General features: G+C 68.8%; 19 protein-coding genes and 1 tRNA gene. 8 read left to right on the forward strand and 12 right to left on the reverse strand.

Features of this window, described 5'->3' with window-relative positions:
• Nucleotides 1-16: 16 nt before the first annotated feature.
• The 5 genes from CDO87_RS04995 to lpxK all read left to right on the forward strand — a co-directional run bounded on the left by CDO87_RS04995 (nt 17) and on the right by lpxK (nt 4,735).
• A complete protein-coding gene (locus tag CDO87_RS04995; RefSeq protein WP_100927755.1) occupies nt 17-1,363 on the forward strand; it encodes a TldD/PmbA family protein in 1,347 nt (448 codons plus the stop codon).
• A complete protein-coding gene (locus CDO87_RS05000; RefSeq protein ID WP_100927756.1) occupies nt 1,350-2,183 on the forward strand; it encodes a 3'(2'),5'-bisphosphate nucleotidase CysQ in 834 nt (277 codons plus the stop codon). Before CDO87_RS04995 ends, CDO87_RS05000 begins: the two co-directional genes overlap by 14 nt.
• Before the next feature lie 110 nt (nt 2,184-2,293).
• Nucleotides 2,294-2,533 (forward strand): DUF4170 domain-containing protein, encoded by a 240-nt coding sequence (locus tag CDO87_RS05005; protein WP_100927757.1) that lies wholly within the window; start codon nt 2,294-2,296, stop codon nt 2,531-2,533.
• A 19-nt stretch (nt 2,534-2,552) separates the two neighbouring features.
• Nucleotides 2,553-3,743 carry a 3-deoxy-D-manno-octulosonic acid transferase gene (locus CDO87_RS05010; RefSeq protein ID WP_100927758.1) on the forward strand — a complete coding sequence of 397 codons (1,191 nt, stop codon included), beginning with the start codon at nt 2,553-2,555 and terminating at the stop codon, nt 3,741-3,743.
• Complete coding sequence (gene lpxK / locus CDO87_RS05015) at nt 3,743-4,735, forward strand: tetraacyldisaccharide 4'-kinase (RefSeq protein ID WP_100927759.1); 993 nt, start codon at nt 3,743-3,745, stop codon at nt 4,733-4,735. The genes CDO87_RS05010 and lpxK overlap by 1 nt, the downstream gene beginning before the upstream one ends.
• A gap of 48 nt (nt 4,736-4,783) precedes the next feature.
• Here the strand turns inward: lpxK and CDO87_RS05020 are convergent, their stop codons facing one another.
• A complete protein-coding gene (locus CDO87_RS05020; RefSeq protein ID WP_100927760.1) occupies nt 4,784-5,647 on the reverse strand; it encodes an N-formylglutamate amidohydrolase in 864 nt (287 codons plus the stop codon).
• A 159-nt stretch (nt 5,648-5,806) separates the two neighbouring features.
• On the opposite strand from CDO87_RS05020, the gene CDO87_RS05025 reads away from it, so the two are divergent.
• A tRNA-Val gene (locus CDO87_RS05025) sits at nt 5,807-5,881 on the forward strand.
• 139 nt (nt 5,882-6,020) lie between these two features.
• Complete coding sequence (gene ykgO / locus CDO87_RS05030; RefSeq protein WP_005859170.1) at nt 6,021-6,146, forward strand: type B 50S ribosomal protein L36; 126 nt, start codon at nt 6,021-6,023, stop codon at nt 6,144-6,146.
• A 229-nt stretch (nt 6,147-6,375) separates the two neighbouring features.
• On the opposite strand, the gene CDO87_RS05035 is transcribed toward ykgO, so the two are convergent.
• Both CDO87_RS05035 and CDO87_RS05040 read right to left on the reverse strand, forming a co-directional pair.
• Nucleotides 6,376-8,379 carry a peptidoglycan-binding protein gene (locus CDO87_RS05035; RefSeq protein ID WP_157814923.1) on the reverse strand — a complete coding sequence of 668 codons (2,004 nt, stop codon included), beginning with the start codon at nt 8,377-8,379 and terminating at the stop codon, nt 6,376-6,378.
• A gap of 164 nt (nt 8,380-8,543) precedes the next feature.
• The gene (locus tag CDO87_RS05040; RefSeq protein WP_100927762.1) at nt 8,544-9,716 is read right to left on the reverse strand and encodes a phenylacetate--CoA ligase family protein; all 1,173 of its coding nucleotides are present in this window, start codon (nt 9,714-9,716) and stop codon (nt 8,544-8,546) included.
• An 89-nt stretch (nt 9,717-9,805) separates the two neighbouring features.
• On the opposite strand from CDO87_RS05040, the gene CDO87_RS05045 reads away from it, so the two are divergent.
• Nucleotides 9,806-10,627, forward strand: coding sequence for a hypothetical protein (locus tag CDO87_RS05045; protein ID WP_157814924.1), 822 nt, complete (start codon nt 9,806-9,808; stop codon nt 10,625-10,627).
• Between the two features lie 43 nt (nt 10,628-10,670).
• On the opposite strand, the gene CDO87_RS05050 is transcribed toward CDO87_RS05045, so the two are convergent.
• The 9 genes from CDO87_RS05050 to CDO87_RS05090 all read right to left on the reverse strand — a co-directional run bounded on the left by CDO87_RS05050 (nt 10,671) and on the right by CDO87_RS05090 (nt 19,281).
• Nucleotides 10,671-11,492, reverse strand: coding sequence for an ABC transporter ATP-binding protein (locus tag CDO87_RS05050; protein WP_100927764.1), 822 nt, complete (start codon nt 11,490-11,492; stop codon nt 10,671-10,673).
• Between the two features lie 123 nt (nt 11,493-11,615).
• Nucleotides 11,616-12,908: an ABC transporter substrate-binding protein gene (locus tag CDO87_RS05055; protein WP_100927765.1), complete on the reverse strand. Its 1,293-nt coding sequence runs from the start codon at nt 12,906-12,908 to the stop codon at nt 11,616-11,618.
• Between the two features lie 121 nt (nt 12,909-13,029).
• Nucleotides 13,030-14,106: a branched-chain amino acid ABC transporter permease gene (locus CDO87_RS05060; RefSeq protein WP_100927766.1), complete on the reverse strand. Its 1,077-nt coding sequence runs from the start codon at nt 14,104-14,106 to the stop codon at nt 13,030-13,032.
• Between the two features lie 64 nt (nt 14,107-14,170).
• Nucleotides 14,171-14,521 (reverse strand): hypothetical protein, encoded by a 351-nt coding sequence (locus CDO87_RS05065; protein WP_100927767.1) that lies wholly within the window; start codon nt 14,519-14,521, stop codon nt 14,171-14,173.
• Complete coding sequence (locus CDO87_RS05070; RefSeq protein WP_100930841.1) at nt 14,521-14,769, reverse strand: hypothetical protein; 249 nt, start codon at nt 14,767-14,769, stop codon at nt 14,521-14,523. Before CDO87_RS05070 ends, CDO87_RS05065 begins: the two co-directional genes overlap by 1 nt.
• A gap of 127 nt (nt 14,770-14,896) precedes the next feature.
• On the reverse strand, nt 14,897-15,850 hold the full coding sequence (locus CDO87_RS05075; protein WP_100927768.1) for a branched-chain amino acid ABC transporter permease: 954 nt from the start codon (nt 15,848-15,850) through the stop codon (nt 14,897-14,899).
• A gap of 136 nt (nt 15,851-15,986) precedes the next feature.
• A complete protein-coding gene (locus CDO87_RS05080; RefSeq protein ID WP_100927769.1) occupies nt 15,987-16,802 on the reverse strand; it encodes an ABC transporter ATP-binding protein in 816 nt (271 codons plus the stop codon).
• Nucleotides 16,802-17,311: a hypothetical protein gene (locus tag CDO87_RS05085; protein WP_100927770.1), complete on the reverse strand. Its 510-nt coding sequence runs from the start codon at nt 17,309-17,311 to the stop codon at nt 16,802-16,804. Before CDO87_RS05085 ends, CDO87_RS05080 begins: the two co-directional genes overlap by 1 nt.
• Nucleotides 17,308-19,281: an AMP-binding protein gene (locus tag CDO87_RS05090; protein ID WP_198521821.1), complete on the reverse strand. Its 1,974-nt coding sequence runs from the start codon at nt 19,279-19,281 to the stop codon at nt 17,308-17,310. The genes CDO87_RS05085 and CDO87_RS05090 overlap by 4 nt, the downstream gene beginning before the upstream one ends.
• Between the last annotated feature and the right edge of the window lie 35 nt (nt 19,282-19,316).

Consider the following 19,316-nt stretch of genomic DNA (forward strand, 5'->3'; position numbering starts at 1 on the left):
CGACGAAAGGCTGCAGATGTCCCAGACCCCGACCGAGCTGACCCAGGCCCTGCTCGACGCCGCGAAGAAAGCCGGCGCCGATGCCGCCGACGCCATCGCCATCGAAGGCACGTCGCTGTCCATCGACGTGCGCGCCGGGACGCTGGAACAGGCGGAACGGGCCGAGGGGCGCGACCTCGGGCTGCGGGTCTTTGTCGGCAAGCGGGTCGCCAGCGTTTCCACCTCCGACACCCGGGCCGAGGCGCTGACCGCCATGGCCGAACGCGCCGTCGCCATGGCCCGCGAGACACCCGAAGACCCCTACGCCGGCCTTGCCGACCCCTCGCAGCTTGCGCGCGACTGGGACATGGACGCGCTGCAACTGGCCGACCCCACGGCCGAACCCGCCCCGGCAGAGCTCGAGGACGACGCCCGCCGGGCAGAGGCCGCGGCGCTGGCCCATAAGGGCATCACCATGGTGCATTCCGCCTCCGCCACCTACTCGGCGCAGAACGTGGCGCTGGCGGCGTCCAACGGCTTTGTCGGCGGCTACCGCCGCACCGGGCGCTCGCGGTCCTGCGTCGCCGTGGCGGGCACCGGGCTGGCCATGGAACGCGACTACGACGGGGACAGCCGCATCTTCCAGTCCGACCTGCGTTCTGCCGAGGACATCGGCAACACCGCCGCCACCCGCGCGCTGGAACGGCTGAACCCGAAACGTCCGAAGACCGGGGCCTACCCCGTGCTTTTCGACGAACGCATCTCCTCGTCGCTGATCGGCCACCTCGTCGCCGCGTCGAACGGCGCATCGGTGGCGCGCGGCGCGTCCTGGCTGCGCGGCGCCCTCGGCGAAGAGGTCCTGCCAAAGGGCCTGTCGCTGATCGAGGACCCGCACCGCCCGCGCACCTCCGCCTCCCGCCCCTTCGACGCGGAAGGCCTGCCGACGCGGACCCGCAAGCTGATCGACGACGGCGTGCTGACCGGCTGGACGCTCGACCTCGCCAACGCCCGCAAGCTGGAGATGGAGAGTACCGCCAACGCCGCGCGCTCCGTCTCGGGCGGGATCTCTCCGACCGTCTGGAACCTCGAACTGACGCAGGGCGACAAGACCCGCGAAGAGCTGATGGCCGAGATGGGCAGCGGCCTGCTGGTGACCTCGATGATCGGCTCCACCATCAACCCCAACACCGGCGACTACTCGCGCGGGGCGGCGGGCTGGTGGGTGGAGAACGGCGCATTGGCCTACCCGGTCTCCGGCGTCACGCTGGCGGGCAACCTACGCGAGATGCTGCGCGTCATCACCCCCGCGAACGACGCCCGCCCGTGGCTGTCCCGCGTGGTGCCGTCGCTGCTGGTCGAGGGGCTCACCCTTGCCGGAGACTGAGGCAGACGCCGACCTGCGCCTGCTGACCGATGCCGCGCGCCGGGCGGGCGAGATCGCGACCGGCTTCATCGGGCAGGACCTCGATATCCGCTACAAGGACGACGACGCGGGCCCCGTGACCCGCGCCGACCTCGCCGTGGACACGGCCCTGAAGGAGATCCTGCGCCCCGCCCGCCCCGATTACGGCTGGCTGTCGGAGGAAACGCCCGACGGCGACACCCGGCTTGGAAAGCAGCGCGTCTTCATCGTCGACCCCATCGACGGCACGCGCTCCTACATCGAAGGCTCGCGCGCATGGGCGCATGTGCTGGCGGTGGTCGAGGACGGGATCGTGCAGGCGGCGGTGGTCTTCCTGCCGATGCTGGACGCGCTCTACAGCGCCCGGCTGGGCGGCGGTGCCCGGCTGAACGGCGACACGATCGCCGTCTCGCCCCGCGGCGCGCTGGCCGATGCGGAGGTGCTGGCCACACGGCCCAACCTCGACCCGCACCACTGGCCCGGCGGCGTGCCGCAGGTGAAGCGCCACCACCGCCCCTCGCTGGCCTACCGGCAGGCACTGGTGGCGGAGGGGCGCTACGACGCCATGTTCACCTTCCGGCCAAGCTGGGAATGGGACATCGCCGCCGGCGCGCTGATCCTGTCGGAGGCAGGCGCCACCGTCACCGACCGCCGCGGCCTGCCGCTGCGCTTCAACGGGCCGCATCCGCAGGTCGACGGGCTGGTGGCGGCCAATCCCGGCCTGCACGGCGCGCTCATGGCGCGTCTCAGCGCCTCGGCACCGGGGACGCCCGGTTCGGCGGCAAAGGCCCGCAACCGGTAACGAAGTATTTGGCACGACACCCGAAACGCCCCGTGGGAAGCTTGACCCCGTCCCCGCGATGACTACGGTCATGGCCCGTCACCCCGGCTCCCACCCTTCAGGAGAAGCGCATGCAACGGCTCCATCTCGTCTTCGGCGGCGAACTCGAAGACCCCACAAAGACCGTGTTCCGCGACGTGAACGACCTGCACATCGTCGGCATCTTTCCGAACTACGAAGAGGCTTTCAACGCATGGAAGGCAGAGGCACAGCGCACCGTGGACAACGCCCACATGCGCTATTTCATCGCCCACCTGCACCGGCTGAGAGAGGAAGGCAAGGAAGCCTCCTCCACCGAAGAACTGGGCTGACGCCTTGAGCAGTCGCGCGTTGTCGCTCCAGGCCTATCTGGCCACGACGCGCGGCCCGGGCGCGGAAAAGCCGCAACCGCTGCCGCCGCGCCCGCCGGGGCCGCTCGTCTGGGCCTGGGCCTCGGGCGAGGAACGCGGCCGCGCGCTGGCCAGCCTCTGCGCCCGCCTGAACGGCCACCACCCGGACACCGAGATCGTGCTGTCCGGCGACACGCCCGCCACGGGCGAGGCGCTGCACCTGCCCGCGCCCGCCGAACGGCTGCCCGACTGCACCGCCTACGCGCGGCACCTGAAGCCGGACGTGGTGCTCTGGGCCGGGTCCAACCTGCGCCCCGCCCTGCTGCACGCGCTGTCGGAGGAGGGCGCGCATCTCGTCGCGCTCGACCTCGCCGACACGCCGCCCGTGGCGCCCGCCGCCGCGCGCTGGCTGCCCGATCCGGCCCCTGCGGCGCTGGCGCTGTTCGACACGCTCTACGCCACCGACGAGGCCGCCGCCCGGCGCCTCAGGCGGCTGGGGATGGAGGCCGCGCGCATCCATGCCGCAGGCCCGCTGATGGACACGGAGATGCCCCTGCCCTGCGCCGACACCCAGCACGAGGAGGTCGCGGGGCTGATGGCGGGCCGCCCCGTGTGGCTGGCCGCCCGCCTGCGCGGCGCGGAAACCCACGACATCCTCGCCGCCCACCGGCAGGCCGTGCGCCTCAACCACCGCCTCCTGCTGGTCATCGTCCCCGCCTGCGCGCAGGACGCCGAGCGGATCGTCCGCGCCGCCCGGCAGGCGCAGCTCCGGCTCTGCCTCTGGGACGAGGGCGACACCCCGGACGAAAACACCCAGGTCATCATCACCGAAGGGCCGGAGGCGCTTGGCCTGTGGTATCGCATCGCGCCGCTGGCCTTCCTCGGCGGCTCGCTCCTGACCGGCGTCGGCGGCGAGGACCCCTACGAGGCCGCGACGCTGGGCACCGCGATCCTTTACGGTCCGAACGTCGGCGGCCACCTGCGCAGCTACACCCGGCTGGTGGAGGCCGGGGCCGCACGCATCGTCCGCGATGCCGATTCGCTGGCGACGGCGGTGCTGCACCTTGTCGCCCCCGACCAGGCGGCGGCCATGGCGCATGCCGGATGGGACGTGATCTCCTCCGGGGCGGAACTGGTCGACAAGGTCATCGCCGAAGTGGCCGAGGTCCTCGACGAACGCGGGGCGGTCTGATGCAGGCGCCGCGCTTCTGGTTCACCCCGCCCGACGCCCCCGCGTGGCAGGCCCGCGCGCTGGCCCCGCTGGCCGCGCTCACCGCCCGCGCCACCGCGCGCCGCGTGGCCCGCGCCCCGGACCATGCCCCCGGCATCCCGGTGATCTGCGTCGGCAACGTCAACGCGGGCGGCACCGGCAAGACCCCCGCCGCCATCGCGCTGGTCCAGCGCCTGCAGGAGCGCGGCCTGACACCGCATGTCCTGTCGCGCGGTTACGGCGGCACGCTCGACGGCCCGGTGCAGGTCGATCCGCTCCGCCACACCGCAGACCAGACCGGGGACGAACCGCTCCTCCTCGCCGCCTTCTGCCCGGCATGGGTGGCAAAGGACCGCGCCGCGGGCGCCCGCGCGGCCGAGGCTGCGGGCGCCGACGTCCTCGTGCTCGATGACGGGCTGCAGAACCCGGCTCTGCGCAAGGACCTGACGCTGGTAACGGTGGACGCACATATGGGCTTCGGCAATGGCCGCTGCCTGCCCGCAGGCCCCCTGCGCGAACCCGTGGCGGCGGGCCTTGCCCGTGCCGACCTGCTTCTCTCCATCGGCCCCTCCGCCGCGCAGCAGCGCTTTGCTGCCACATGGGGCGCGCAGGTGGGCATTCCCCACCTGACCGGCGCGCTGGAGCCGTTGCAGACCGGCATGGACTGGCAGGAAACGGCCGCCTTCGCCTTCGCGGGCATCGGCCATCCGGAAAAGTTCTTTGCCACCCTCAGGGGCCTTGGCGCCGACGTGAAGGGCACCGTGGCGCTCGGCGACCACCAGCCGCTGACCGCCGCCATCCTGACCCGTCTCGTGCAGGACGCGCGCCGGATGAACGCACAGCTCGTCACCACCGAAAAGGACGCCGTCCGCCTGCCCGCCGACATGCGCCGCCACGTGCTGACCGTCCCTGTCAGGCTGAAGATCGACGATCCCGCGCCGCTCGACGGCGCGCTCGACCGGCTGTTCGGCTGAGCGGCACAGCAGCCGCCCCGCGAATCGCGTCAGGCCCGAAGGCCCCCGTCACTCCGCTGCGAGCTGGCCCTGATCGCGCGCGCCCATCGCGGCCAGTTCCGCCACGACGCCGCGCAGCACCCGCCGCACGTCCTCGAAATCCGCGCTCGGGCAGATGTTCCTCTCGTCCATGTAGAGCGAGCGGTCGATCTCCACCTGCACCGCGTGCTGGTTCCGCAGCGGACGCCCGTAGGCCTGCGTCGAATAGGCCCCGGCAAAGGGCGTGTTGCGCGCCACCACGAAGCCGGCCGCGCGGAAGGCCGCCTCCACCCGTTCCACCACGTCGGCCGCCGAAGAGGCGCCGAAGCGGTCGCCGATCACGATCTCGGGCCGGGGCACGCCGTTGCGCAGCGCGCCGTCCAGCGCCTCGCGCGGCATCGAATGGCAGTCGATCAGGATCGCCTCGCCAAAGACCGCGTGCGACTGCGCCAGCAGCGACGCCAGCTTTTCGTGATAGGGCCGCCAGATCTGCTGCAGACGGCGCTCCGCCTCCAGCCGGGACAGCTTGCCGCGATAGATCGCCCGTCCGCCCGCCACGACCCGCGGCACCACGCCAAGGCCAGAGGCGACGCGCGGATTGTGCCCCGAACGGCGCACCCCCTCGATCAGCGCCGGGTCCAGTTCGTCGACCGCGCGGTTGAGGTCGACGTAGGCGCGCGGCGCACCGGCGCGCAGCAGCGGGGCACCATGTTCGGGGGCGGAATCGAACAGCCGGTCGACCCAGGCATCCTCTGACGAGCGAATCGTCCGCTCGTCCAGCTGGGTTGTCGCAAGGAAGCTCGGCGGATAATCGCGCCCCGAATGCGGGGACGCGAACACAACGCAACTCGACAGCGTCTCCGGAAGATGAAGATGGTAAGCTGTGCTGGGCATTGGCGCTCCTTTGCAGCAAATCATAGACCGAAAACTTTCGACTCCAAAAGCCCTTGATCCCGCTCCGGAACCTATTTATAGACCCCTCCACCGGCGCGGACCTCCCGCGCCCCTTTCTTTCGGAGGGGGCACGGACCAAGGGGAACCGATCGGCCATACGGGCGGTTAGCTCAGCGGTAGAGCACTACGTTGACATCGTAGGGGTCACTGGTTCGATCCCAGTATCGCCCACCAGATTTCACCCCCCGGGGGTTGCGGGCGCGTCCTGAACAGGACCGCGCCCGAGATGTTCCGGGGACCTGCAACGCAGGACGCTCACGCGTCTGGCACAACCCATGGCGCTCGCGCGCCGCGAAAGACGAAGGAGAGACCGATGAAGGTCGCAAACTCGCTCCGCTCGCTCAAGAATCGCCATCGCGACTGCCGCGTTGTGCGCCGCAAGGGCCGCGTTTACGTGATCAACAAGACTCAGCGCAAGTTCAAGGCGCGTCAGGGCTGATCGCACGACCCGACCTTCGGGCCGGGATCGACGCAAGAAAGAACCCCCGCAGGCACATGCCTCGGGGGTTTTTCCGTGTTCGGGTACTCTTCAAAGACTACCCTCCGCCTGCGCGCCCGCCCCTTGTGAGGGCGTGGCGTGGCGAATGGGGCCACCGGGCCTGTCACACTGGCCCGGTAGGAGCGTCCACAAGGTCCGGCTGATTCTCCGCCCCCGTCTCTCCCGCAGGTCAGCCGCCGCGCATCCGTTCGATGACCGCCAGCATGTTGCGGGCCTGCGTGGCGCGCGCGCCGTTCGGGTAGGCCCGCAGGTAGCGCCGCACCTGCTCCTCGGTGCCAAGCCGCTCCACCTCGGCCCACATCGCCGCATCGGAAGGCCCGCGGCGCGGCGCAGGCTCGGCCCTTGCCGCTTCCGCCGCTGCGGCAGCCTCCTGGGCGGCCCGCTTGCGCTGCGCCTCCGCTGCGGCGGCCTGCCGGGCCCGCTCGCGGGCGCGCTGCGCATCCGCCGCCTGCTCCTTCGCCGCGGCGTCCGCCTCGATCTTCGCGATCTGGTCGAGGTCGAGATAACCGGTCTCTTCCATCCCTGCGTTCTTCTGCCAGCCGCGCACCGCCTCGCGGGTGCCCTCGCCGAAGATCCCGTCCACCGCCCAGGTGTAATACCCCAAAAGGTCGAGATCGCGCTGGATGTCTCGCCGTGCCTCGCGCGTCAGGCCAAGGAAGTCCTCCGCCCGCCGCAGGTCATAGAAGGGATCGGACCTGATCGCCTTGATCCGCTGGTTGGCGGCGTTGGTATAGGCGCCGTCCGGCTGCGCCTTCAGGTAGGATGTATAGCTGGCCTCGGTGTTCTCGATCCGCGCCGCCCGCCAGGCCGCGTCGTCGGCTGCGATCTCCACTTCCGAACGGGTGTCTTCCGGCTCCGCCACCGGGGCGGTCTCGGCCACTTCCGGCGCGACCTCGTCCGCCGGAGCGGGTTCCGCGGTCTCCGCCATCACCGGCTCCGGCGCTTCGGCAGGTTCCGGCTCCGCGGCCACGACCGCCTCCGCCTCGCCCGTGTCCGCAGCCTCCGGCGCATCCGCCACCTCGGCCTCCGGCGCTTCGGTCACTTCGGCCACAGGTGCTTCGGCTGTATCGGCCTCGGGCGCTTCAGTCACCTCCGCCACGGGCGCTTCTGCTGTATCGGCCTCCGGCGCCTCGGTCACCTCCGCCACCGGCGCCTCTGCGGTGTCGGCCTCCGGCGCCTCGGTCACTTCCGCCACGGGGGCATCAGCCGTCTCCGCCTCGGGCATGTCCTCCGCCGGGGTCTCTGCAACCTCTGCCGCGGGGGCGTCCGCCTCCGTCTCCGGCTCGATCACCTCGACCACCTCATCGGACGGCATCTCCGACGCATCGGTCCCTTCGGCCTCGGCCACCTCCGCCTCAGCGACCGGCGCAGGTTCAGGCGCGGCGCTCTCCGCCACGTCCGGCGCCTCTTCGACCGCCTCGGGCTCTGGCTCCACCGCAGCGACCGGGCCGTCGTCCGGCACGCCGCCCGGCGCGCCGCCCACGTCGTCCACCGGCTCGCGCTCGACCACCACGAGGTCCGCGCCGCCGTTGCCGCTGACCGTCAGGCCCGCCGCCCGCGCCGCGGCCACCACCGGCACGCCGACCTTCACCAGATCGCCCGCCGCGAAACGCGCCACCTTGGCCTCCTCGCCGCGCAGCACGGTCACACCCTCGGGCACGCGCAGCTCGCCCAGGCCCGGTTCGAGGAAATCGCCGAACTCGCCTGCCACGCCGCTTTCGGCCAGCACGAGGAACGAACGCCCCGGCGACTTCGCCAGCACGCTCAGCACCGCCTCCACCGGGAAGGCCTCGACCATCACCGCCGCATCGGCAAGGCCCGATCCGTCCGCCGCAGGCAAGAGCCACGAACCGTGGTCGGCATGGGCAAAGGCCCCGGCCAGGATCACCACCACCGGGCCGTCATCGCCGTCGATCGCCGACACGAAGGTGCGGAAGCCGTCCGACATCGCCGCTCCGCCCGCGTCGCGCGCCTCGGTCACGTCGAAGCCCTTGTCCCTCAGCGCCTGCGCCGTCTCTGCCACCTGTGTCGCGGCAAAGAGCGTCTGGACGCCGTTGTAACTGCTGTTGCCGATCACGAGGGCGTCGCCCTCGGCTGCCGCAACATTGGGCATCAATACGCCCGTGATCGTTCCGGAAACGAGTCCTGTAAAGGCAAGTGCAAGAATCCGCATGACAAATCCTCCTTTGTCCACAAGCCTACCGCGCTTGGCCCTTCCGACAAGACACGATTCTGCCAGAGCCGAAAACTTCTGCGGCGTGACAAACCCGCGCGCCCCGGAGGGCGCGGGAATTTTTTCCGGATTCTCAGGAAGATGCCCCGTTGCGGGTACAACCGTCAGTCGTAAGTCCGCTGATCCTCGATCACCAGCCCGTCGCGCGGCAAACCGCCGGGGGCCACCAGTTCGACCCGTCCCTTCATCTTCAGAACGCCTGCCACGCTGTCCTCGACGCCCGGGACGGCCTCTGCCCCGGTTTCGATTCGCACCGTCATCACGTCCATCTCGCCCTCGCGGCTGGCGACCACGCGGGCGCGGTCGATCTCGGCATGGCGGGCGACCAGTTCGGCCACCTGCTCGGGGCGCACGAACATGCCCTTGATCTTCGTCGTCTGGTCGGCGCGGCCCATCCAGCCCTTGATCCGGGTGTTGGTCCGCCCGCAGGGGCTTTCCCCCGGCAGGATCGCCGACAGGTCGCCGGTGGCGAAACGGATCAGCGGGTAGTCGGGGTTCAGCGTGGTCACCACGATCTCGCCCACCTCGCCCTCCGCCACCGGATCGCCGGTGCCGGGGGTCACGATCTCAAGGATCACCCCCTCGTCGAGGATCATCCCCTCCTTCGCCGAGCTCTCGTAGGCGACGTTGCCCAGATCGGCTGTCGCGTAGCATTGCAGGCAAAGGATGCCGCGCTCCTCGTACCAGGCGCGGAGCGAGGGGAACAGCGCCCCGCCGCCCACCGCCGCGCGGGCGATCTGCAGCTCCAGCCCCATCTCGTCGGCCTTTTCCAGGATCACCTTCAGGTAATCCGGCGTGCCCGCGTAGGCCGTGGCGCCCACGTCCTTCGCCGCCCGCACCTGAAGCTCCGTCTGGCCGGTACCGGCAGGCAACACGGCAGCGCCCACCGCCCGCGCCCCGTTCTCGAAGATCATCCCGGCAGGCGTCAGGTGGTAGCCGAAACAGTTCTGCACCACGTCGCCCACGCCGATCCCGCAGGCATGCAGGAAGCGGCCCACGCGCCACCAGTCGTGGCTCACGCCGCCCGGCTCGTAGATCGGCCCCGGCGACTGGAACACATGCGCAAGGTTGCTGACCGGGAGGCCGCCGAAGGGCGGCGCCTCCTTCTGGCGCGCCACGAGGTCCGCCTTGCGCAGCACCGGCAGCGACTTCAGGTCGGCCAGCGTCTCCAGCGCATCCAGCCCGTGCCGCGCCAGTTGCGCGTTCAGGCCCTCGAGCTGCGCCGCCTCCCGTTCGTCGCGGCTGCGCGTTTCGAGCGCGTCGAAATAGGTGCTCATCGGGTTGTCCCTCCCCTCGGGCAATCTGCATTTATCCGGATAGCTATTTTCCGGCGTTCTGATATTTTCCGTGCCGAAGGGGACAGTCCGTGATCACCCAACTGGAACGACGCCTGCGTTTCGATCATGACCGGAGGGTCATGCACCTGGATGTCTCCGGGCTGCGCTTCGAGCATCCCGTGGACGTCGATATCCACTTCGACGCGATCGAGGACAGCATCGCCGCCTCCGGCGAACGCCACTGGTATTTCCTGATCGACCTCACCGGCACCGCCATCCTGCCCGCGGCCTGCAAGGCCTACACGGGCCGCGTGCACGCGCTGAACCTGCATCACGCCCTGGGGTCCGCACGCTACGGTGCCACGCCGGACATCGCCGCCGCGCTGGCCACGATCTCGCAGCAGTCCGGCTTCAACATGCCCGTCTTTCCGGACGAGGCGACGGCGCTGCGCTACCTTCAGGACATCCGCGACGCCAATCTGCCGCCGCGCGTGGACGAACGGACGCTGCGCTTCCACGACCTCTATCCGCGGGTCAGCTTTGATACCAACCGCCGCATCGTCGAGATCGACATGTCGGACATGACGCTCCACCATGCCCGCGACGTCGCCGACCTCTTCGACCACGTCGAGGCGCGCGTTGTCGCCATGGGCCGCCCGATGCGCTGGTACGCGCTGGTCAACTACCACAATGCGCAGGTCATGCCTGCCGCATGGGTCGAATACGCCCGCCGGGGCCGCGACCTGAACACCAGTTTCTCGCTCGCCACGCTGCGTTACAACGTCGCCGAAGACGAGGCGGAGAACATCCGCGCGCGCAGTGCCAGCGCCGGCTTCGCACCCAACATCTTCGCCACCCGCGCAGAGGCGCTGGCGCAGCTCGACCTCCTGCGCAGCATGCGCGAGGCGTGACAGAGAGGCGCCGCCTTCGGGACAGGTCTTCATCGCACGCCCCTCAGGCCAGCCAGCGTTTGCGGCGCCGGTAGGAACGCACGTCGCGGAACGATTTCCGGCCCTCGTCCGACATGCCGAGGTAGAACTCCTTCACGTCCGGGTTCTCGCGCAGCTCGCTGGCCGGGCCTTCCATCACAACCCTCCCGTTTTCGAGAATGTATCCCGAATGCGCATAGCGCAGGGCGACGTTGGTGTTCTGCTCCGCCAAAAGGAAAGACACGCCCTCCCCCTCGTTCACAGCCTTCACGATCTCGAAGATCTGCTCCACAAGCTGCGGCGCCAGACCCATCGAAGGCTCGTCCAGCAGGATCGTCTCCGGGCGGCTCATCAGCGCGCGGCCAATCGCCGTCATCTGCTGCTCCCCGCCCGAGGTATAGCCCGCCTGGCTCTTCCGCCGCTCCTTCAGCCGCGGGAAATACTCGTAGACCATGTCGAGGTCCGCCTCGATGGCGCCCTTGCCGTCGCGCCGCGTGTAGGCGCCGGTCAACAGGTTCTCCTCGACCGTCAGGTGTTCGAAGCAGTGCCGCCCCTCCATCACCTGGATGACGCCCCGCTTCACCAGTGCCGCCGGGTCGAGGTCCTGCACCCGCTCGCCCTTGTAGACGATGGAGCCCTTGGTGACCTCGCCGCGCTCCGAATGCAGCAGGTTGGAGATCGCCTTCAGCGTCGTGGTCTTGCCCGCGCCGTTGCCGCCGAGAAGCGCGGTGATCCCGCCCTTCCGGACCGTCAGCGACACGCCCTTCAGCACGAGGATCACGTGGTTGTAGATCACCTCGATGTTGTTGACCTCAAGCAGGGTCTCGGTCTTCCCGGCGTCCAGCATGGCGTTCCTCTCGCAGCCCGCCGGACCCTTGCCCGGACCGCTGCCTCGTCTCTGTGAAAATCCCTTGGATGTCCGGCGGCAGCGGCCTGCGCCGCCGCCGGACGTATCATCACGCGAAGGCCGTCAGCCGCCGCAGGTCTCGTTCACCGGCCAGGGCTGGTTGGCCTCGGCGTATTCCGCCGCCGACGACGCGATCAGGTCGGCATAGCCTTCGGTGTTCGGCACCAGGTGGTCGGACGCCTTCACGAACTTCTCGCCGTCCCACTCCAGCATCCAGCCGCCGGACTTGCCGGTGTGGTCGTCGCAGGAGGTCTTGAACGGCGGCACCATGCCGGTCAGGCCCAGCTCGTCGATGCGCGCCTCGGTCATGTCGATGTTCTCGAGACCCCAGCGCAGCTGCGCCGCGTCGATCTCTGCCGTGCCGTATTCCTCCTGCGCCATGCGGATGCCCTCCGCGAGGATGGCCGAGATGATGATGCCGCGGTTGTAGAACACGCCTTCCATCTCTTCCGGGTTCGACTTCGTCAGACCGGCGTCGACCACGTGCTTCTTGATGTCCGCGATCACCGGCGCATCGGCGTTCGGGAACGACCACGAGATCGACTTGTAGCCCTTGCCGTCCTCGCCGACGATCTTGAGGTCGGCGTCATGCCCGGCCCACCAGACGCCGATGAAGTTCTCCATCGGGAACTTGGTCTTCACCGCCTCGGTGATGGCCCCGGCGTTCATCGCACCCCAGCCCCACATGATGACGTAATCCGGGCGCTCGCGGCGGATCTGAAGCCACTGCGCGGACTGGTTCTGCATCTCCTTCAGGCCGACCGGGATCGGCACCAGCTCGAACCCCTTTTCCTCGGCCAGTTTCTCGAGCACCGGCAGAGGCTCCTTGCCGAACGGGTGGTCGAGGTGCAGGTGCACGATCTTCTTGCCCTCCAGCGACCCCTGGCTTTCGAGGTACTGGATGATCATGTCGGCGCCGTCCCAGTAACCGGCAGGCGTGTTGAACGCCCACTGGAAGGTCGCGCCGTCCATCATCGGGCTGAAGCCGTAGCCCGAGGCGAGGATCGGGATCTCGTCCACGTTGGTCTTCGGCAGCACCTGCAGGGTGATGCCGGTGGACCACGGCTGGGTCACGATGGCCTGCCCCTTGGTCTTCTCGTAGCACTCGACGCCCTTCTCGGTGGAATAGCCGGTCTCGCATTCCTCGAAGTTGATCTTCGCGCCGCCGATGCCGCCGTCCCGCTCGTTGAGCATGGTCATGTAGTCGGCCTGACCGTTCATCAGCGGAATGCCCGTCGCGGCAAAGGGGCCGGTCCGGTAGCTGAGGTTCGGGGTGTACAGTTCCTGCGCCATGGCAGCGCCTGCGGTGACACCCGCGACGACCGCGGCCACCGCCAGTTTCGTGAAGTGTTTCATTGGTTCTCCTCCCTGAAATCTGTCACTTCGTTTCTTGCGTCGTCTTTCGGGCCCACCCTTCGCGGGACCCCGCGCAGGGCGCAGATCCTGCCCCCGCACGCGCGTCACCGGCCGCGCCCCGTCAGTGCGGGAACGGCCAGAGGATCATCTTCTCGCGGATCAGCCGCCACAGCTGCGCCAGCCCGTGCGGCTCCACGATCAGGAAGAACACGATCAGGCTCCCCACGATCATGATGTTGAGGTGCTCCACCAGCGCGCTGTCGATGGAAATCCCCAGCGCGTTCGGCAGCAGGTTCAGCACCACCGGCAGGCCCACGATCAGGATCGCGCCCAGGTAGTTGCCCATGATCGACCCCAGCCCGCCGATGATCGCGATGAACAGGATGCGGAACGACAGCGGGATGTCGAAGAGGTTCGGCTCCGCCGCGCCGCGCCACATGAAGACGAACAGCGCCCCCGCCACGCCCACGATGTAGGACGAGATCGCGAAGGCCGTCAGCTTCGAGCGCATCAGGTTGATGCCGATCAGCTCGGCCGCGATGTCCATGTCCCGCGTCGCCTTCCACGTCCGCCCCAGCGTGCCGCGCGTCAGGTTGATGCAGAGCATCGTCAGCAGGCAGACGATGAACAGCACCACGTAATACTGCACGATGCTGCTGGCCTGCGGCCCCGCCACGTAGACCCCGAACATCTCGAGGTTCGGCACCTGGATCGCGCCGCTTGCGTTGTAGTTGTAAAGCCAGGCCCACTTCTCGAAGAGCCACACGAGGAAGAACTGCGCCGCCAGCGTCGCGATGGCGAGGTAGAACCCCTTGATCCGCAGGCTGGGGATGCCGAAGGCCACCCCCACCCCGGCCGAGAACACCCCCGACAAGAGGATCGCGATCACCGGGTTCATCCACGGCATGAGCGTGATCAGCTTGTAGCAGGCATAGGCGCCGACCCCCATGAAGGCCGCGGTGCCCAGCGAGAGCTGCCCGGCATAGCCCGTCAGGATGTTCAGCCCGAGTGCCGCCAGCGAATAGATCAGCACCGGGATCAGCAGCGTCTGGAAGGCGAACTCGCTCGCCGTCAGCGGAAAGATCACCCAGGCGCACAGCAGGATCACCCCCAGCAGGATCGCGTCCTGCCGGACCGGGAACAGCGCCTGGTCCGCCTCGTATGTCGTCTTGAACTGTCCGGCGGTGCGATAGAGCATCCGCGGTCCTCCCTCTTCATCGCCCGGACCGGTCTTGCCGCCGGTCCCCGGGCGCTTTCACGTTTCAGTCGTTCCCGCGCCGCCGTGCGCCCGGGATGGCCGACGCCCAGAAGGCCGCCATGGCCTTCAGCGACGTCGTGGTGGCATTCATCGACGCCGACATCATGGTGTTCATGACGTCCATCTGCGCCTTCATCACGCCCTGCACCGCCTCGTGCTGCGTGTCGTAATATTCGCTCAGCCCGTTCGCCGCGCGGGCGATGTCTGCGGCCTCCTCGCTGGCCGGCGACCGTGCGCGCGACGTGCGGTCCCGTTGCGGTGCGCCGGTCTTCTGGGCGGTCTTCCGGGCAGTCTTCTGGGCGGTCTTCGGAGCGCGCGTCCTGTCCGTCCCGGCGGGGGTCTTCTGTGTGGCCATCAGGCATCCAGTCCTTCGTCTGCATCGTGACGCGCCCGGCTGCTGGCCGGTCGCGCATAGCCGGTCGCCTCGGTGTGCCGCACGATCCGGAACCACGCCCAGATCCCCAGTGCCGCCCCGAAGGCTGCCAGCAGCAGCGCAACGACCATGCGTCCACCCTGCTCCACCGGCGTCGTCAGCGCCAGATAGCCAAAAGACCAAAACCCCGCCCAGGCCACCACGTTGAGAACCGCGATCAGTTTCGTCATGCCGTCCACCTCCCGGACACCCGCCGCACCGCGCGGCCCGCCCGCCAATCCACTCGTCACGCCCCGCCCGTCCGGGACCGCCCGCGGCAACCGTGAACGCCGCAGGCCCTCTCTCGCCGCAGGCCCGCTAGACCCGCTCGATGATCCGCTCGCCGAACAGCCCCTGCGGCCGGAACAGCAGCACGATCAGCGCCAGCACGAAGGCGAACCACGTCTCGGTATTGCCGCCCAGCAGCGGCTGGCCCCAGTAGATCTCGAACAGCTTCTCCAGCAGGCCGATCATCAGCCCGCCGATGATCGCCCCGGTGATCGACTCGAGCCCGCCCAGCATCAGCACCGGCAGCGCCTTGTAGGCGATCACCTCCAGCGCAAAGCTGACCCCCGCCCGCGCCCCCCAGGCGATGCCCGTGACCAGCGCGATGATCCCCGCGATGAACCACACCAGCACCCAGACCGTCTGCAGCGAGATGCCCACCGACAGCGCCGCCTGGTGGTCGTCGCCCAGCGCCCGGATCGCCCGGCCCATCCGCGTGTAGTTGAGGAACGCCAGCAGCGCCGCCACCAGCGTGCAGGCCACCAGCACCACCGTGATGTCCAGATGCTGCAGGATCAGCAGCCCGCCCCAGGGCTCCAGCACCGTGTCGCCGGTGGGAATGCTCAGCTCCTCGGTGATCATCACCTTGTTCTCGCCGCCGAAGATGATCTCGCCAAAGCCGATCAGGAACAGCGTGATGCCGATCGTCGCCATGAAGAGGATGATGTCCGGCTGCCCGACCAGCGGCCGCAGCACCACCCGCTCGATGGTCACGGCGAGGACGAACATCACACCCAGCGTCAGCGCCACCGCGATCCACGCCGGCACCCCGAAGGCATGCAGACCCACCAGCGTCAGCGCCGCAAAGACCACCATGATGCCCTGCGCGAAGTTGAAGATCCGCGACGACCGGAAGATCAGCACGAAGCCCAGCGCGATCAGCGCGTAAAGCACCCCCGACACCAGCCCCTCCCAGAGCACCTGCAACAGGAAGTCCGGCGCGTCGATCATGTCCGCGAACGGCTTGATGAAAATATCGTTCAGCATGAACCTTCCCCCTGCGCCCATAGGGCTTCTCTGCTTTCCAAGTACTCCGGGGTGAATGCGCGCCAGCGCAGAGGGGCAGCGCCCCTCCCCCCGTCCGCGCGCACCGCGCGCGGACCCTCCGTTGCCGCCGCCCGCATCAGTGCGCCACGCCCAGGTAGGCGTCGATGACGTCCTGGTTGCCGCGCACCTCGTCCGGGCTGCCGTCGCCGATCTTCTTGCCGTAATCCATCACCACCACCCGGTCGCTCAGGTCCATGACCACGCCCATGTCGTGCTCGATCAGCGCGATGGTCGTGCCGAACTCGTCGTTCACGTCGAGGATGAAGCGGCTCATGTCCTCCTTCTCCTCGACGTTCATGCCCGCCATCGGCTCGTCGAGCAGCAGGATCGAGGGCTCCGCGGCCAGCGCGCGCGCCAGCTCCACCCGCTTCTTCAGGCCGTAGGGCAGCCGCCCCACCGGCGTCTTGCGGATCGCCTGGATCTCGAGGAAGTCGATGACCTTCTCCACCACCTCGCGGTTGGCCATCTCCTCGTCGCGGGCCTTGCCCCACCACAGCGCCTGCGCGGCGATCCCGGCCTTCATGTGCGTCAGCCGCCCGGTCATCACGTTGTCGAGCACGCTCATCCCCTCGAAGAGCGCGATGTTCTGGAAGGTCCGCGCCACGCCCATCCGCGCCACCTCGTAGGGCTTCATGGGGGGCCGCTTCGCGCCCTTGTACCAGACCTCGCCGATGGTCGGCGTGTAGAACCCCGAGATGATGTTGAGCATCGACGACTTGCCCGCGCCGTTCGGCCCGATGATCGCCCGGATCTCGCCCTCGCGGATGTCGAAGGAAATGTCCGAGATCGCCGTCACCCCGCCGAACTTCAGCGTGATGTTCTTCATCTCCATCAGCGTCCCGCCGATCTGCCGCCCGTCCGCGGTTGTGTAGCCTTCGGTCTGATCGAGCATCAGTTGCCCCCGTTTCCACAGGGCGCGTCGCCCGTTTCATCCACCGCGAACAGCACCGTCCCGGTCCCGGCGGCCGCCATGAAGCTGACCCGCATCCCGCAGCCCCGGGCGTTTCCTTCAAGCGAAAGCTCGGTCATCAGCACGCCCGGCTCCGGGCGGATCCTCCGCTGCGGCGCGATGACGTAGCCCGCCTCCTGCAGCACCGGCAGCAGGTCGGCGAAGCGCCCGGTGATCTCCGCCAACTCGCCCGTCGTGGCATGGCGCGTCACCGTCACCTCGCAGGACCGCGCCGCAAGCGTCCCGCCCAGGGCGCGCGTGCCGCGTGTGCTCAGGACCGCACCGCGCGTGTCGCCGCCCTCGGCAAACCCCTCCGCGTCGTGCACCGCCGACAGGCAGCCCTGCGCCGCCGCCTGCCAGTCGTCGGCCAGCGCCGCCTGCGACGGCCCCGCCAGTCCGAGCGCCACCAGCGAGGTCACGGCACCGGGAAGGAACTCCAGCGAACCCGTCATTCCGCCGCCATCGCCTTGGGGGTGACCGGCACCACCTTCGCGTCGACGATCTTCAGCGTCGCCTTGATGCTGCCCTTGCGGCCGTCCTCGTAGGTCACCTCGGTCTCGGTGTAGATGCTGTCCGATCCGTCGTACAATGCGGTCACCAGGTCGTCGTATTTCTCCGAGATGATCTTGCGCTTCACCTTCCGGGTCCGCGTCATCTCGCCGTCGTCGGCGTCCAGCTCCTTGTGCAGGATCAGGAAGCGGTGGATCTGGCAGGCCGACAGCATCTCGTCCTCCGCGACGGAGGCGTTCACCTCCTCGACATGGGCGCGCACCGTCTCGATGACCTGCGGGTGCTGCGCCAGTTCCTGGTAGGACGCATAGGCGATGTTGTTGCGCTCCGCCCAGTTGCCCACCGCCGAGAGGTCGATGTTGATGAAGGCGCAGCAGCGGTCGCGGCCCGCCCCGAAGACCACGGCCTCCAGGATGTTGGGATAGAACTTCAGCTTGTTCTCGACGTATTTCGGCGCGAAGAGCGCGCCCGACGCCATCTGCCCCACGTCCTTCGCCCGGTCGATGATCCGCAGGTGGCCCGTCGCCTCCTCGAAGAACCCGGCATCCCCCGTCGCCACCCAGCCCTCCGGGTCCTTGGTCGAGGCGGTGCTCTCGGGGTTCTTGTAATACTCCACGAAGGTCCCCGGCGAGCGGTAGAAGACCTCGCCGTTCTCGGCGATGCGGATCTCCACCCCCGGCGCGGGCACGCCCACGGTGTCCGACCGCACCTCGCCGTCCGGCTGCACGGTGATGAAGACCGAGGCCTCCGTCTGCCCGTAAAGCTGCTTCAGGTTGATCCCGAGCGAGCGGTAGAAATCGAAGATCTCCGGCCCGATGGCCTCGCCCGCGGTATAGCCCACCCGCACCTTCGAGAAGCCCATGGAATCCTTCAGCGGCCCGTAGACCAGGAACTCCCCCACCCGGTAGCGCAGCCGGTCCAGCAGTCCCACGGACTTCCCGTCGAGGATGCGCGGCCCGACCTTTCGGGCATGGGCCATGTAGTGGTCGAACATCCGCTTCTTCAGCGGGCTCGCGTCCTCCATCCGGATCATGATCCGGGTCAGCAGCGTCTCGAACACCCGCGGCGGGGCGAAATAGTAGGTCGGCCCGATCTCCTTCAGGTCGGTCTGCAGCGTCTCCGCGCTTTCCGGGCAGTTCACGCAGAAGCCCTTCCAGTAGGCCTGCCCGATGGAAAAGATGAAGTCGCCGACCCAGGCCATGGGCAGGTAGGCCAGCACCTCGTCGTCGCGCTTGAGGTGGTCGAACTCCGCCGAGGACTTCGCCGCCTCGATGATGTTGCGGTTCGACAGCACCACGCCCTTCGGCTTGCCCGTCGTCCCGGAAGTATAGAGCATCACGCAGGTGTCGTCGTAGCCCAGCGCGCCGCGCCGCCGGTCCAGCTCGCCGATCAGCTCGTCGCGCGCCGCGCGGCCCTGCTCCTGGACGTGGGCATAGTCGTGCAGCCGTGTGTGGTCGTATTTCCGCAACCCGCGCGGGTCGACGTAGATCATGTGCTCGAACTGGTGCAGGCTCTCCTGCACCTCGATCACCTTGTCCACCTGCTCCTGGTCGGCGACCACGACAAAGCGCGCGCCGCAGTGCGACAGCACGTATTCCATCTCTTCCGCGACCGCGTCCTGATACAGCGGCACCGGCACCGCGCCGCACATCTGCGCCGCCACCATCGCCCAGTAGAGCGTCGGCCGGTTGCGCCCGATGACCGCCACGTAATCGCCCGGCGCCACCCCGAGGTTCAGCAGCCCCAGCGCAAAGGCCTCGATCTCGGCCTCGGCTTCCGCCCAGGTCCAGCTCTGCCAGATCCCGTATTCCTTTTCACGGTAAGCCGGTGCGCCGGCAAACTCTCTGGCGTTCCTGCGCAGAAGCGCAGGCACAGAGCGCAGGCCTTCGATGCCCTCGACGAGTGCAGCCAAGTGTGTCCTCCCCGGGCGCCCGTTCCGGCACCCCT

Source organism: Sagittula sp. P11, from assembly GCF_002814095.1.
Taxonomy (GTDB): domain Bacteria; phylum Pseudomonadota; class Alphaproteobacteria; order Rhodobacterales; family Rhodobacteraceae; genus Sagittula.